The following is a 15940-nucleotide window of genomic DNA, read 5'->3' on the forward strand; positions in this document are numbered from 1 at the left end:
TTGGAAGCCTTTTTTATTGATAGCTGTTGACAGAAAAGACCGTTTATAAATCATTGAATTTTAATAATTACAAAACTGGATTGTTTTAATATTTTTGATTATCGAAATGTTTTAAACTAAGGGATTTACAACCACTGAAACCTAGAACCTATTCTACTGCGACAGAATCATCGCCTCGACCGTCTGCTACGGCATTTATGTTTTGGTGATCATCCATCAGGATAATTTCTGTTTTACCAATCTGTTTGATTTTCTCAAATTTGTAATTCTTTTTCTCCAATATTTTGACAGTTGTTTCTGGGAAATTATTTTCAATTTTCACCACTTCGGGTAGCCATTGGTGATGGAACTTCGGTGTGTTAATAGAGAAATTAGCATTTTGTTTAAAATCGACCACTCCCACAATCGCTTGAAATACAGAAGTTGGTATTGTAGTACCTCCGGGCGTTCCAACCACCATTTTCACTTTCCCGTCCTTCAGAACAATAGTTGGTGTCATAGATGACAACATTCTTTTCCCCGGTTCTATCTTGTTCGCTTCTCCGCCCACAGCGCCAAACATATTGGGAACGCCGGGTTTTATAGAGAAATCGTCCATTTCGTTATTCAAGAAAAATCCAGCACCGGATACAACCGTTTTACTACCATAGTAGCCATTGAGCGTAGTGGTAATAGAAACAGCATTACCAAATTTGTCAAGGATAGAAATATGGGTTGTTTCCGTACTTTCTTTAGGTTGATTAACGATTTTGCCCACATCTTTGCTTGGCGTTGCCTGATTGGGATTATAGGATTTCCATCGGTTTTTGAGATAATCATCGGAAATAAGCATTTGGGTTTTGTCCTCGGTAAAATCTGGGTCACCCATATATTCTGCACGGTCGGCGTATGCTCGTCTCTCAGCTTCCACCATAATCTGCACAGCCTCTGCAGAATTTTGTTGATATTTTGAAAGATCTTCGTAAGAAGCCATTTTCAGCATCTGGACCAACAAAGTCCCACCGCTGGAAGGCATTGGCATGGATACAATTTCGTTCCCTTTGTAATCAAAAGACAAAGCCTTTCTGTCCTTGGTTTTATAATTTTTGAGATCTTTAGCTTGGATAATACCATTGCCAAGTTTCATTTCGGCAAGGAGTAGCTCAGCCGTTTTTCCTTCATAAAATTCTTTTTCACCAAATTTCTGAATCCTTCTCAACGTTTCTGCCAACTCTGGCTGAATCAAGAGATCGCCAGCTTTCCAGCCCTTATCATTGATGAAAACGATTTTATTCTTATTATGCTTTTTAAAATCAGCCTGATGACGGTTGAGAAGGTCAGCCTCCTGCTCCGTGATAGCAAAACCCTTTTGAGCCAGATCTATGGCAGGTTCTATTAATTGAGTAAAAGGTAATTTTGCATATTTCAAGGTTTCAAACATGCCGGAGATGCTTCCCGGTACACCTACTGCCAATCTTCCGTTTTGCGATAAGTCGGTATCAGCATTCCCCTTTTTGTCCCAATACATATTATAACTCGCCTTGGCTGGCGCCGTTTCACGATAGTCTAGAGCCAGTTTTTTACCATCAGAAGTCACCGCTACCATGAAGCCACCACCCCCAATATTGCCTGCCTGAGGATAAACAACAGCCAAAGCAAGCTGCGTTGCAATCGCTGCATCAAAAGCATTTCCTCCCTGTTTCAAAATTTTGGATCCTGCCTCACTCGCCAAAGGATGCGCAGAAACCACTACGCCTTTATCTTTAACTCTCACTTCTTTGATGATATTAATATCGGTGTATTGAGAAAAAACGCCAACGTAATTAAGGGCTAGTAATATAGATATCCTGATTTTCATACAATTTTTTATCAAAGATATATAAAGAATGTCTTGTAAAACAATATTTTCAAAAAGTTAATTTAACATAAAAATTTAAAGTTATATTAATTTATAATTGTGTTAAATAAATTTAATTTAACTTTTTTCAAAAAAAATTATGTTTAATATAAATAATTACTATTTTTAATAAAAATTTGTACTATGAAGAAAAATTACCAAAAGATTGTTGCTCTAGGAATACTGCTTTTTTCTGTTATTGAGATCTCTGCACAGGTGGCCGATTCTACAAAAGATAAAAGTATTGAGGAAGTTGTAGTCCTGGGATCACGCGCGGGAAACAGAATCAAAACTGAGACACCGGTAGCGGTAGATGTCTTTGATGTTCAAAAAATATCTAAGGAATCGCCGCAAACTACCCTTAACCAAATCCTTAATTTTGTAGCACCATCATTTACCTCCAATACGCAAACCGTTGCAGACGGTACAGATCATATAGATCCAGCTCAATTACGCGGTTTGGGACCGGACCAGACTTTGGTTTTACTCAATGGGAAAAGAAGACATACCTCATCTCTAGTTAATATTAACGGAACACCAGGGCGCGGATCTGTTGGAACCGACCTTAATGCCATACCTGCTTTTGCGTTGTCCAAAATTGAAGTATTGCGTGACGGTGCAGCTGCCCAGTACGGCTCTGACGCTATTGCCGGTGTTATCAACCTTAACTTAAAACGTTCTACCAACGGATTGTCTGGCGCGTTAACGGCCGGAGCCAACTTTTCTTCAGAATCCAATAATTTGACCGGCGGTGTGGATGGCCAAAACTATCAGGTCGATCTTAATTATGGTGCCAAAATCGGAAACAAAGGTGGCTTTATCAACCTTACAGCGTCTGCTGTTTATCGTGATCCTACCTATAGAGCTGATGCTTACAGTGGAACTTTGTACAATATTTTTAATGCAATAGAAGGGCGCGCAAGACAAAATGGTTTTGATTTTAATAATTATTTTACCAACATCAAGACCGTTTCTTCCGCAAATGCGTCCACAATTATTAACGCCATACATCAGTACGCAGGTCAAGTCTCTTATCTGACCGCCAAGCAACAATCTGACATCCAAGGTGCTAACAGCATCTCTGCACTTCAGGGCTTGTTGGGCGCTGACGTTACTGATAACGAACTAGCTTACCGTGGGCTTACACGGGAAGATTTCAATATGCGTGTTGGGCAATCATCTCTTAGAAGTGGGCAATTTTTTGCCAATGCAGAGGTTCCATTAACTGGCTCATGGAAAGCTTACGCATTTGGCGGTTACGGTTATAGAAGCGGTAATTCCGCTGGGTTCTATAGAAGACCTGTTCAGGCCAATACATTTTCCAGTTTGCATCCAGATGGTTTTTTGCCTGAAATTGGTTCGACAATACAGGATATTTCTTTTGTAGGTGGAGCAAAAGGGAAATTGGGTGAATGGGATGTGGATCTAAGCAATACTTTTGGAAAGAACTCGTTCCGATACGATATCAAAAATACTGGTAATACCACACTGGCTTTTAAATCGCCTTCAGAGTTCTATGCAGGAACAATGGGCTTCAGCCAAAACACGATTAATTTAGATTTCTCTAGGCCATTTGATGTTTTAGCAGGTCTTAATGTAGCGTTCGGAGGTGAAGTTCGATTTGAAAATTACAAAATTACTGCTGGTGATGTGAATTCATATGCACGATACGATATCAGTGGTAACCCACATTACACCAATGATGGAACACCTGTTACATCCTTCCCAACAGACTTTTTTGGCGCCTACAGACCCGCAGGTAGCCAGGTTTTCCCAGGATTTACACCAGCCAATGCGGTAAACAAAGGCAGAACAAGTGAAGCATTGTATGTAGATGGTGAAATTAACTTCACCAAAAAGTTTTTGGCCGATGTTGCATTGAGGTATGAAAATTATTCAGATTTTGGATCCACTTTTAACTATAAACTAGCATTGCGCTACAAGCTTCTGGACAATCTTAATGTAAGGGGAGCTGCACAAACAGGTTTCCGGGCACCATCGCTACAACAGAAATATTTCAGTAATGTTTCTACACAATTCATTGGTGGTGTAGGCTATCAGGTAGCTACTTTTGCTGATGGTTCTCCAATAAAAAATGCTTTGATTGGCTCCGAACTTAAGCAGGAAAAATCAAACTCTTACTCAGCGGGACTTACTTATAAAATCCCTTCTTTGAATCTGACATTTACAGCGGATGGTTATTTTGTTAAAATTAAAGACAGGATAACACTTACAGACGTTTTTGCAAGACCTGACGCTCCTGGATTTATTCAGGAAAAATTTGATGAAGTTGGGGCTAGCCAGGCTATTTTCTTTGCCAACTCAATTGATACAGAGACAAGAGGATTGGATCTTGTTATCAGTCACAAATATACTTTTAGCGAAAAAGTATCTTTGACCAATGATTTTGGGATGAATATTAATAAGACTATCAACGTAGGAGCAATACACGCATCCGATATTTTGGCCAACAACGGTTATATCAATAACTACTTCTCAGAATCTTCCAGGGTTTATCTTCAGGAAGCTATCCCAAGAACCAAGATGAATCTTTCCCATAGTTTAAAGGTTGGTGACTTTAACTTTTTGGTAAGAAACGGATTTTTTGGAAAAGTAACAGATCCTAACGCTGGCGATGCCAACAAAGACGGCCGAATTGACGCTACCGTGATCAATGGAAAAGCTGTAGAAATAGAACACCCTGTGTGGACGGCAAGGGTCATCACAGACCTTTCTGTAGGTTATAGCTTCACCAAAGGCATCCAGGTAGTTGTTGGAGCCAACAATCTTTTTGATGTTTATCCAGCTCACAACTACACGTCTGCAAAAGTATCGAGAGCAACCGGAGTTAGTAACGGACAAGTGGTATATGGAGCACCAGCCTCGTATGATTTATCCAATGCCAATCAATTTGTTTACTCCAGAAATGTGTCTCAATTTGGGATGAATGGGCGCTACCTATTTGCAAGAATCAACTTTGATTTCTAATAAAATCAGTAAATAATCCTTAATTTTCAAACCCGGAAAATGATGTTTAACATCTATTCTCCGGGTTTTTCACATTAGTTAAACTCTATATAAAAAATTATCCAATTACAATACTCAGCTGATCCAATAATCCTGAAAGATTATCTTTCGCAAACTTTGTTTTTTTGAGTTGATTTTGATTGGGATTGATGGAAAAATCCCTCGCCGTACGGAAATCCGCCTGATCCAAAATAGACCTATCAAAAATAGCACCACTAAGATCTGAGTGGTCAAAAACCGATGAAGCCAAATTGCTTTCGGTAAAATCCGCCTCGCGCAGTTCACAATCTTTAAAAACCGTTTTCCTAATATCCAACTGGTAAAACGATGCGTGATTCAGCACACAATGATCAAAACGGAAAGAGATATTGAATTGATTGGCATCTTCAAAGGCGATTCCTATCATTTTACAATTTCTAAAAATCACATCCCGAAAAACCACCTGATGAATTGTTAAATTACTTAAATCACAATCCCGAAATTCGCATTCCGAAAATTTGCTATCCGATAAATCCTGACCTGCAAAATTACAATCTATAAAAGTACAGCTATCATAATCGCCGTTTGCTATTTGTGAAGCGTTGATTCTGCAAAATATCTGTTCGGAAAAATAATCCATTAATCTATAAAATATTGGTTAGGAATTTCTAGGTTTTCCTGAGAAATATCGGCCTGTTCAAAAATGGAAAACTGGATGGTTGTACAAATACTGTTAAGCGCCAGGTCATTTTCTTCCTCGCCAAAAGGCTCCTGAATCTCCTGTATGATCGCATCCAAGGCGATAAATGTATAGCTAATAAAGAGCACAATCACCGGCATCATCCAACCCACAACATCTACAAGCCCAAAAGGTAACCAAAAACAATAGAGATAAACCGTTCTGTGTAACAAAACTGTGTAAGCAAACGGCAGCGGTGTATTGGCAATCCGCTCACAGCCACCAATAATCTGGGAAATCATATTGAGTTGGTTATCAATAGCAGCCAAAACAATCGTGTCCATTTTTTTATCCTGATTTTGCCTGTTGAGCCATTCACCCATCAGATTCAAAATAATTACCGGTTTGAATTTTTTTGTACTGACTCTTTCAAAATTTTCCGGTGACAAAAGAGATTTCAGTTTATCATTGGCATCTTTGTTCCTGAGCTGATAGTTAAGAGCCCAGCAAAATGCGGCAACCATCTTTACAAATTCCTGTTTTTTTTCTTTAGCATCCGCCTCGTCATCATTAATTAAAGTCAGGACTTCACGTGTCAGAGACCTCGTTTCGATAACCAAAGAGCCCCAAAGTTTTCGGCCTTCCCAAAACCTATCATAACTGGCAGAATTGCAAAAACCCATAAATATCGCGAGAGAAAGTCCCAAAAGCGTAAAAATAGCGGGATTAAGATGAACTTTGTATTCATAAATATTCCCCTTGAAGTATAAAACAACCAAAGAAAATAAGGTGATCATTGCCAATTGTGGCATTATCTTGCGCAAAACAGAACCTTTCCAGATAAAAAGCATTCTGAACCAGTTGGTTCTTTGTCTAATAATCATTTTGAAATCAAATTACAGAGCCTTGTGTTGTAGGACGTTTAAAAAACAGATAAATTTACAGAATTGTACGAGGATGAAGAAATTCTGAAATGGAAAATCAAAAAAAAGTTTTAATTGTCACTTATTACTGGCCACCTGCTGGTGGTCCGGGCGTTCAGCGCTGGCTGAAGTTTGCCAAATATCTGCCCGAGTTTGGCTGGGAACCCATTATCTACACACCCGAAAATCCGAGTTATCCTTTAACCGACGAAAGTTTGTTAAAAGAAGTCCCTGATCATATCAAAATGGTGAAGACCAAAATCTGGGAACCTTATCAGATTGCGGAAAAACTAAGCAAAAGCAATAAAAAATTCAAAGGTGGGCAGTTTGATGTCGGCAAAAACCAATCATTTTTTTCCAAGTTATCTATTTTCATAAGGGGGAATTTTTTCATCCCCGATGCCAGGAAATTCTGGGTAAAACCATCTATAAAATTTTTGAAAACCTATTTGAAGGAAAATAACATTGATGTTTTGGTTACCACCGGGCCGCCTCACAGTTTACATCTTATTGGGCTTGGGCTTAAAAAAGAATTACCGGAGCTGAGATGGATTGCTGACTTCCGGGATCCGTGGACAGAAATTTCTTATTACAAACATCTAAAATTAACCAAATTAGCAGACAAGAAGCATAGACGACTGGAACAATCGGTTTTTGAAACTGCTGATATGACGCTGGCAACAAGTTATACAGATGCCGAGAACTTCAGGAAAAATGGAGCAAATGCTTTTTGCATCACCAATGGTTTCGATGAGTCTGAAAGTTCTAGAGTTGGAGAAGTGGAGAATAATAAAACTTTGAAATCCTCAAATTCTACAACCCTAAAACCTAAATTTACGTTAAGTTATGTTGGCGTGTTGGAACAGCTCAGGGATCCTCAAAACCTGTGGAAAGTTTTGGAGGATTTATGCAAAACCAATCCCGATTTTGCACAAGATTTTGAATTGAAATTTGTGGGACGTGTGGATGATAAAATACTGAATGAATTTGAGCGTTCAGTTTTAAAAAATAACATTAACAATCTTGGCTATCTGTCGCACAGCCAATCGGTGGAAGAGATGAAACAGTCTGACCTGCTTCTGATTACCAACTTCCCTAATGAGAGTTCAAAAGGAATCATCCCGGGAAAATTGTTTGAATACCTGGCTACAGGAAAACAGATTATTTCTTTCGGACCAAAAGATGCTGATGTGGAAAAAATTTTGGAAAAAACCAAAGCCGGGCAACATTTTGATTATTCGGAAAACGAAGCTGTGAAACATTACATCTTGTCTTTGTACCAACAATGGAAAGCCAATGAACCGATGACCAATACCGCCAACATCAAAGAATTCAGCAGGCGGGCACTGAGCGAAAAACTGGCCGGACTGATGGATAACCTACCGTAAAGCCCCAATCTGCGGCGCAGCGCGTGAGCAATGGAAGTGGTTATCCTTTTTATTTTTTTTGGAAAATGATATAGTTGCCTGTAAAGTGCTAAAAAATAAAAAGATAAAAACGGACAGCGCGGCCTGCTTGTTTTTCAACAAAGGACTAAAGCGGTGGAAAAACAAAAGGACACGCCCAAAAAATTATTGCTAAGAATATGAAAGATGGCATAAATTTTTCTTTATCTTAGGAAATAAATTATTAATATAAAAAAATCAAATCATGGGAAATAAGACAAACGGCTTATTAGCTTTATTGGGATTGGGCGCACTAGCGTGGTGGAAATACAAAAAATCTTCTCCTGAAGATCAGCAAAAAGTAAAAGATACCATTAACACAGCTAAGGACAACCTTACAAAATTTGGTAATGACCTGAAAGGGAAAGCTAACCAAACGGTAGATCAGCTAAAAAATAAAGCTGAAGAAATTAAAGAAGAAGCGCAGCAGGCTGCACAATAAGATAAAAAATCCGAAAAGTAATTTTCGGATTTTTTTGTAAAACAAACCGCCACATTTTTGCAAATGTGACGGTTTTATTTTGAAAACAGATCAGGTTATTATTTACCTTCTTCCATTTTTCTTTTAAGTTCTGCTAATGCATCGATATCTCCTAGTGTAGATCTTTCTTCGTTATTAGAAGATGCAGATGTACTGTGAGATCTGTTGTTAGATTCTCTTACATTTTTCTTCTCTTCATCGCGGAAGATACCTGTGTGAGAAACAACGACTCTTTTGAACTCTTTGTTGAATTCGATTACTTTGAACTCAGCAGTTTCGCCTTTTTTGATTTTAGATCCATCCTCTTTCTCTAATAATCTTGATGGGCAAAATGCTTCTACCTCAGCATCTTCGAACTGTACAGAAGCACCTTTGTCATGAACTTCTACTGCAGTACCTGTGTGAACAGTGCCTTCAGCATATTTAGTTTCGAATTTGTCCCAAGGGTTTTCTGTCAATTGTTTGTGACCTAGAGATAGTCTTCTTGCCTGAGTATCAAGCTCAAGAACTACTACGTCTAATTTATCACCTACGTTACAGAATTCTGATGGGTGCTTGATTTTCTTAGTCCAAGAAAGGTCAGAGATATAGATCAAACCGTCGATACCTTCTTCCAATTCTACGAATACACCAAAGTTTGTAAAGTTTCTTACAGTTCCAACATGTTTAGAACCTACCGGATACTTAGCTTCGATATTTTCCCAAGGATCTTTAGATAATTGTTTCATACCCAAAGAGATTTTTCTGTCTTCTCTGTCTAGTGTAAGTACTTCAGCCTCAACCTCATCACCTACTTTTACAAAGTCACCTGCACTTCTTAAATGAGTAGACCAAGACATTTCGGAAACGTGGATCAATCCTTCTACACCTGGAGCGATTTCTACGAATGCACCATAGTCAGCAAGAACTACTACTTTTCCTTTTACTTTATCTCCAACTTTAAGATCAGCAGAAAGCGCATCCCAAGGATGAGCTTCTAATTGCTTCATACCCAATTGGATTCTTGTTTTCTCATCATCGAAATCAAGGATAACCACTTTTACAGTTTGTCCGTCTTCTAGGATTTCTGATGGATGGTTCACTCTAGACCAAGAAAGGTCTGTAATGTGGATCAATCCGTCAACACCACCAAGATCTACGAATACACCGTAAGACGTAATGTTCTTAACAGTACCTTCAAGAACCTGACCTTTTTCAAGCTGAGCGATGATTTCTTTTTTCTGACCTTCGATATCTGCTTCGATCAATGCTTTGTGAGATACCACTACGTTTTTGAACTCTGGGTTGATTTTCACAACTTTGAACTCCATAGTTTTACCTACGAACTGATCGTAATCTTTGATTGGCTTAACATCGATCTGAGAACCTGGCAAGAACGCTTCGATACCAAAAATATCTACGATCATACCACCTTTTGTTCTTGATTTTACAAAACCGTTTACGATTTCTCCGGTTTCGTGAAGTTCATTTACTTTATCCCAAGCTTTAAGCGTTCTTGCTTTTTTGTGAGATAATTGTAATTGTCCTGATTTATCTTCTCTTTTATCAACCATTACTTCTACCACATCACCTACTTGAAGGCCTTGGTTGTAACGGAACTCGTTAAGAGAAATAACACCTTCTGATTTGAAGTTGATATCAACAATCGCTTCTTTATCAGTTAATCTTACAACTTTACCAGTGATAACATCATTGTCTGTAAGATCGTTAAGAGAACCATTGTAGATTTCTTCAAGCTCTTTCTTCTCGCTTCTGTCTTCTGCGTTAAGTCCTGATTCGAAAGATTCCCAATCAAATTGTTCTGGTGCTACGTTTTGGTTCAAAAGAACCTCTGCTGAATTTGTCTCTTTTGACATTTTCTAAAAAATTTGTATTCCTATTTTTACAGACTTTGGCCCGACTGTGAATCCTGAAAAATATGGAAGTTGTTAATTGTTAATGTTTTACTTCGCCTAAAGTGCGTTCACAAAAGTGGTGCAAAATTACGAAAAATATTTGAATATAATACTAACTGAAATTTCTTAATTACAAAAATAACTAAGAAAAGTACATCAATAAAAACCCTGATTGCAATTAATAAATTTATTAATAATCAGACACTTATTAAAAAATTAATCAAAAATTAATATTAATTTTTATTATATTTGATAATAAATACTTAATAAACAAAAAACTTATGAATTCGAAATTAATCATTTTTGATGAGCCTGTCTTTTACACAGAGGGACTCTCAAAATTACTTACACAAGGAGATATTTTCAATACTGTAAGCATTTGTAATTCAAAAGAAATGCTTTATGAATGCATCAGCCATGCGCCTCCGGAGTTTATACTATTAGGATCCAACTCACTGGTACTGACAGAAATGTACTGCTTGGTAGAAGATTTGGTTAACAACCATAAAAATCTTAAGATCATCACAATTGGTAACTTTTATGAGGTATCTAAAATTAGAAAATTGTTTGAAAAGGGTATCAAAAGCTACCTAGACACTAATTGCTGTTACGATGAGTTTGTAAAATCTATCGATGCCCTTAACTCCAACCTGATCTATATCTGCGATTCTGCCAAAGAAAGGATGATGAATTTTATAAGTCATAAGCAGAATAATCAAAAAGATCAGACTGACTTTCTACCAAAAGAGAAATGGAAGTTTTGAAGCTAATATGTGATGGTTTAAGCAGCAAAAAAATCTGTGAAAAGCTATTTATAAGCATTAATACGGTAGAAACCCACCGTAAAAAAATCCTTATGAAACTAAATGTTAAAAATTCTGCCGGCGTAGTAAAATATGCCTTGGAGAATAACATTATAGGATAATCCAACAAAAAAAAGAATTTCAAAAACTCTTGACACAGCCCTGAAATTCTTCCTACTACAAAAATTGCAATATATTTTTGATCGTACCAATATTAATTTTTCTACCGATTAATATTTTCCCCCAACACCTCCTCATCATTCATAGTCCGGCATTTCCGCATTACTAAATAAGGTTGTTCTCTGCAAATTGTTACCCGAATTATTAAGATCAATGAGCAATACATTTTTCTGAGAAATTCCATCATTTGACGTATTGGTAAAAATTACCTGTGCATTATTTGGAGAAAAACGGGCATCCAAATCATTAGTTCCATTAGGTTTTTCACTTTGAGAAGAAATATCCCTTACAGAATCATCTAAAAGGTTGTATATAAAAATATGAGAATCAAGCTGTCTGTAATTTGAATCTTGATAGCCTGAAATATCATGAGTATACAGCAAATAATTACCGTCAACCGAAAAATCCAAACCACCACTTGCGCCGCTAACACCAGCGAGAACGGTTTTAATGATATTTCCCAACATATCTATTATCAATAATTTACTATTATATCCATTGTAGTCATTGGTTTTCAATGCTATTTTACTTCCATCATAGCTCCAGTCACATTCCGAGATCAGGCTACCGTCCGGCGTTGTGTAAACCAATTCTATCCCACTTCCATCTTTATTTATCCTGTAGAGTTTATCAAAATTGGCATAAATCAATTCTTTTCCATTAGTCTTCCATGCAAAATCTAACTCATAACTGTTAAATCCCGAAAGTGGAATATTTGTAACTTTAAACACCTCTGAACCATCTGGTTTAGCCGTGAAAATATGTGTACTTCCCCCTTCTGTCCTAAGAAAAGCCACTAGTCCGGCGTTGTTATTTTTCCTTGGTCGCCAGCTGTTGTTGGATAATGAAGTCAATTGAAAATGATCCCCAGCATCGTTACTCGAAACAATATAGAGATTACCAGACTCTTTTTTTACATAATGGAATCTGTTAGCAGGAACTTTATTGGTTGTAAATTTGCTTATTGCACTTAGAACCTCCGGATGAATACCATCCGACACACCTACCTGCCAAAAATAACTTACTCCAAATTTGAGATCTTTCAGACTATAATGTTTATCCTTCAAATCCTTCACTTCTACAATATCTGTATTAAGGTTATTTTTAACCAGCAATCTGTATTTTAAAACATCTAGAGTATCGGGATCTGTAGAATTCCAAGTTAACTCCACTGATAATGGATGACCTTCTGAATTATCTGTGGGGCTTATTAGCTCTGGTTTAGTTGGCGGAGAATTAAGAGACTCATCATCTTCCAACTCAAAAACAATAGTTACCAACTGATTCTGTTTCTGGATATTTACACTTGTAAAATTGGCAAGATAACCAGAAAGCTCTGCCTTTACAGAATAATTACCTATTGGAATGTCTGCAATTTCAAATGTCCCGTCTGCTGCGCTAAAAACCGTTTTTGTTGTAGGATTGGTAAATATCTTAACATTTGCCAATGGCGTATTACTACCTCTCTTAACAACTTTCCCTTTTAGAATACCTGCCTGAGTTTGTTCCACTAATTCCTCATTACAAGAAACCAGTAAGATTGAAAATATGATGAATATTGTGTTTTTAATAATCGTTCTCATGACAATTGCTTTTATTTCTTACCGATATAAAAATTAAAACCTAATGCAAACCGAATTGCTTGGTCATTTCTTTTACCATTTATGAACCCATCCCAAGTATCTGTGAAGCCCAGATCATACTGTGAAGATAAACGTAGTGCAATATTTTTGTCCAACATATACTCTACACCGCCTCCCAATTGCGCCTTATATAAATTAGACCTTTTGGAAGACATCGCACCAGCACCACCGTAAATAAAAGGTGATAGTTTATACTTCGGCAAAATCATACATTCTACATTAACTTCTGAAACTAAAAATGTTCTTGTAAATATGTTTTCATTTTGAACCTTGAGAATATTGGCATTCAACTCAAGGTTGATATAGTTGTTTAAAAAATATTTTACTCCCATTTTCCCACCTACGTTCCATATTGGATTTACATAATCACCTTTGATTTGCTGAGCCTCCAAATCTGCAAACATTGCCAATTTTTGTCTGTAGTTATGAGGTGTTTTATTACCTATTATTCTGCTATTATTAATTTTTTCCTCTTTATCATAATCATCTATAAATCCCTTATACTGCGATTTATCATTAGCTGATTTACCCCAAATACCATCCTTTACACCTTCTATAATCAATGCTTTTACCGCTTTTTCGATCGCTTCAGTAACTGCCAATTGAACAGGTTCGTTCTGAGTAACGCCAATTTCAGATTCTAAAAGCCTTTCTAAATCTATATATCTGAAAAAATTGCCGTTAACACTTGTGGATAGTATCGTTTTTGAAGTATATACCGTCTTAAGAATCTCACCATTAAGGGTAGATACCGCTCTTAAGTAGATTGTAATTCTGTCTTGACGGTATTGGGAAGAAGCTCCAATACCAAAATATCTGGCTCCAATACCGCCCGTCATTACATTGGTGTCATATGATATTACGCCACCTTCCAACAGCATACCTGCATATAACAGTGGAGGTAAAGACTGGGATGATTTTTCAGTTTCTTTGAGGTATTCTTGCCTTGTCGATCTTATAATTTGTCTTTCGTTAAGAAGATTAGCAATATTTTCTCTTTCGAGCGGCACAAACCATTTGCTGTCTTCTAAGGCTTTGATTAAGATTGTTGTAGTACCTTGTGGCACTGCAGTACTCCAATTGCTGCCATTTTCTGATGCTTTATATTGCCCTGTTTGATCCCTGAATTTGTAAACACCAATTACAATTTTTTCTCTTGGAGGAGGCAAGTTCTTAAGTTCGGCTGTATAATTTGTAACCTCTCCCAGTGTGGATTTTTCGCTATTTATAGGCAAATTGAAAAGTGTACTGCAACTTTGAAAAACCAAAAGCAATAACATAACAAGCCATTTCTGATCAAAATAAGTTTTCATCTGATTGGTTTTTATTTTTTATTTGGGCATAACAATTTCTGTTTGCTCACCATTTTCGGTATTCAAAATATTAATTAAAAGCCCTTGAGACGATTGGGTTACCTGAAGATAAAGTGAACCAAACATGTAATTGCCAGGCTTCAATGGTCCTTTTCCAAATTGATCCTCGAACAATTTTTGTGACAATTGACTTAGAATTTGCCTATTAAGACTTGCCGTAAAGCTATCCATCGAATTGAGGCCATTCAACAGATTCTTGTAACCATTATCATTATCAAATTGATTTTGCGCGTTGGCAGAACTCAATAGCCACTGATAATTAAAAGTATCCCCACCAAAAGCCGGGTTAACAGGCTTGTAAACAAGCTGTTGAGATTTTACCGCGCAAGTAATAATAATGAACAAAAAAATAAAAATAGTTTTCATCACATGTGTTTTTAGTATAAGAATTCATTTCTTATAAGATTTCTTTTGACATTATAATCTTTTATATACTTGAAAGCCATGACAAGTTGCTCCTTTTGATAATCTTCATTGGGATTTGTGATAAAGCTGTAGATCAGCTTATCTTCTACCATTATATTGATCTGTCCATTAGATCCTCTGGATGGCAATTCGGAAATAATAATAGTGTAATTGCTCTTTTCAGGCATTTGACTATACTCCATATAGAACGCATCATAAAAATCCTTTCCAACTTTACTTTTTGTTTCGTCTATGGTAAGCCCACTTAACTCAAAAGTTTGACTTTCTTCTACTCTACTCAATTTTTTTTTAAAAGATCCATCATTGATAATCAGACTGTCTTTGGCTATCAATTTTTGAGTTTCTTCATCTCTTATAAATAGAAAAACTTTCAATGCATCTTTATCTGTCATATTGATTGCTATCTCAGACAGTTTTTTTGTCTCGCTTGGATCAATGGAGAATTTTCCGCTTTGCTTATTGTTTGAGAGGTTACCACTTTTACCTTTCTTTATAGACACTAAAAGGTAATTTAACTTTCTAAAGATGGCCGAATTATTGCTAACAACTGCACTCAGTTTAAGCTGCCCCTCTATATCTTTACTTTCGATTTTTGCAATCACTTTCTTTTCTTCCTGCCCTTTGATTTTCAGAACAGGAAAGCAAATTATAGCACCAATAATCAGAATATATAAATTTCTCATTTTTCTTCATTTTAGTAATTTCTCATAAAAATGGTCATGTTATCGCCTTTTACATTTAGCTTTAGCTTTTCAGAAATACTGTTGCTACCAGTTATGTCTATAATATTATTGTAACCTTGGGTTGTTATAGAGGTTTTTGCGGCGGTTTCTGTAAAAGAATTATTGAAATAAACTTTGTTAAAATCCCCAATTTGTTGCAACAAGATGGCTGTCTTATTATTAAGGAAGAGTTCTGCATTGTTGTAATTACCAATTTGTAGTGAGGAAGTAGATTCGGTAATTACAGATTGTTTGATAATAACATCTATAATATTATTACTGTTAATCTGTCCCCAGCTGATCTTTTGTGCATTAAATCTCGCTGAAAAAAAAACAAAAAACCAACTGACTAAAATGGTTAATATTCTTTTCATCATTTTTTTTTAAAATTACATCAGCACCTAAAGAAAAAAAACACGGATATACGTTACAAATAAAAAATCACGGTTTTCAGTTATCCTGTCTAAAATAAGAAGTAGGAGAAAATT

The 15940-nt window shown here is 36.6% G+C and carries 14 protein-coding genes; 5 read left to right on the forward strand and 9 right to left on the reverse strand.

The genetic code is table 11. From position 1 onward, the window contains the following. Positions 1-148 precede the first annotated feature (148 nt). On the reverse strand, positions 149-1837 hold the full coding sequence (ggt, locus tag AC00Y6_RS09015) for a gamma-glutamyltransferase (protein ID WP_474490285.1): 1689 nt from the start codon (positions 1835-1837) through the stop codon (positions 149-151). Positions 1838-2020: 183 nt separating this feature from the next. On the opposite strand from ggt, the gene AC00Y6_RS09020 reads away from it, so the two are divergent. Then, positions 2021-4864: a TonB-dependent receptor plug domain-containing protein gene (locus AC00Y6_RS09020; protein ID WP_474490286.1), complete on the forward strand. Its 2844-nt coding sequence runs from the start codon at positions 2021-2023 to the stop codon at positions 4862-4864. A 97-nt stretch (positions 4865-4961) separates the two neighbouring features. Here the strand turns inward: AC00Y6_RS09020 and AC00Y6_RS09025 are convergent, their stop codons facing one another. Together AC00Y6_RS09025 and AC00Y6_RS09030 are read right to left on the reverse strand one after the other, a co-directional pair. Continuing rightward, complete coding sequence (locus tag AC00Y6_RS09025) at positions 4962-5522, reverse strand: pentapeptide repeat-containing protein (protein WP_474490287.1); 561 nt, start codon at positions 5520-5522, stop codon at positions 4962-4964. After that, on the reverse strand, positions 5522-6445 hold the full coding sequence (locus AC00Y6_RS09030; protein ID WP_474490288.1) for a bestrophin family protein: 924 nt from the start codon (positions 6443-6445) through the stop codon (positions 5522-5524). The genes AC00Y6_RS09025 and AC00Y6_RS09030 overlap by 1 nt, the downstream gene beginning before the upstream one ends. Positions 6446-6534: 89 nt before the next feature. On the opposite strand from AC00Y6_RS09030, the gene AC00Y6_RS09035 reads away from it, so the two are divergent. Beyond that, the gene (locus tag AC00Y6_RS09035; protein WP_474490289.1) at positions 6535-7872 is read left to right on the forward strand and encodes a glycosyltransferase family 4 protein; all 1338 of its coding nucleotides are present in this window, start codon (positions 6535-6537) and stop codon (positions 7870-7872) included. Positions 7873-8134: 262 nt separating this feature from the next. Then, positions 8135-8371, forward strand: a complete 237-nt coding sequence (locus AC00Y6_RS09040; RefSeq protein WP_474490290.1) for a YtxH domain-containing protein — start codon at positions 8135-8137, stop codon at positions 8369-8371. Between the two features lie 98 nt (positions 8372-8469). Here AC00Y6_RS09040 and rpsA read toward each other — a convergent pair whose 3' ends face one another. Next, positions 8470-10266 (reverse strand): 30S ribosomal protein S1, encoded by a 1797-nt coding sequence (rpsA, locus tag AC00Y6_RS09045; RefSeq protein ID WP_474490291.1) that lies wholly within the window; start codon positions 10264-10266, stop codon positions 8470-8472. Positions 10267-10586: 320 nt separating this feature from the next. Here rpsA and AC00Y6_RS09050 point away from each other — a divergent pair, with 320 nt between their 5' ends. Both AC00Y6_RS09050 and AC00Y6_RS09055 read left to right on the forward strand, forming a co-directional pair. After that, positions 10587-11069, forward strand: coding sequence for a hypothetical protein (locus AC00Y6_RS09050; protein ID WP_474490292.1), 483 nt, complete (start codon positions 10587-10589; stop codon positions 11067-11069). Next, positions 11057-11230, forward strand: a complete 174-nt coding sequence (locus AC00Y6_RS09055; protein ID WP_474490293.1) for a response regulator transcription factor — start codon at positions 11057-11059, stop codon at positions 11228-11230. Before AC00Y6_RS09050 ends, AC00Y6_RS09055 begins: the two co-directional genes overlap by 13 nt. A 135-nt stretch (positions 11231-11365) precedes the next feature. On the opposite strand, the gene AC00Y6_RS09060 is transcribed toward AC00Y6_RS09055, so the two are convergent. From AC00Y6_RS09060 to AC00Y6_RS09080, 5 genes are read right to left on the reverse strand one after another with little or no spacing between them, the layout of a single operon-like run. Beyond that, positions 11366-12871, reverse strand: a complete 1506-nt coding sequence (locus AC00Y6_RS09060; RefSeq protein WP_474490294.1) for a carboxypeptidase-like regulatory domain-containing protein — start codon at positions 12869-12871, stop codon at positions 11366-11368. 11 nt (positions 12872-12882) lie between these two features. Beyond that, positions 12883-14244, reverse strand: a complete 1362-nt coding sequence (locus tag AC00Y6_RS09065) for a CsgG/HfaB family protein (protein ID WP_474490295.1) — start codon at positions 14242-14244, stop codon at positions 12883-12885. An 18-nt stretch (positions 14245-14262) separates the two neighbouring features. Continuing rightward, positions 14263-14670 carry a curli assembly protein CsgF gene (locus AC00Y6_RS09070; protein ID WP_474490296.1) on the reverse strand — a complete coding sequence of 136 codons (408 nt, stop codon included), beginning with the start codon at positions 14668-14670 and terminating at the stop codon, positions 14263-14265. A gap of 11 nt (positions 14671-14681) precedes the next feature. Then, entirely contained in the window at positions 14682-15413 is a 732-nt protein-coding gene (locus AC00Y6_RS09075; RefSeq protein WP_474490297.1) for a CsgE family curli-type amyloid fiber assembly protein, read from the reverse strand. An 11-nt stretch (positions 15414-15424) separates the two neighbouring features. Then, positions 15425-15829, reverse strand: coding sequence for a hypothetical protein (locus AC00Y6_RS09080; protein WP_476589239.1), 405 nt, complete (start codon positions 15827-15829; stop codon positions 15425-15427). Between the last annotated feature and the right edge of the window lie 111 nt (positions 15830-15940).

Source organism: Epilithonimonas sp. (assembly GCF_056329745.1).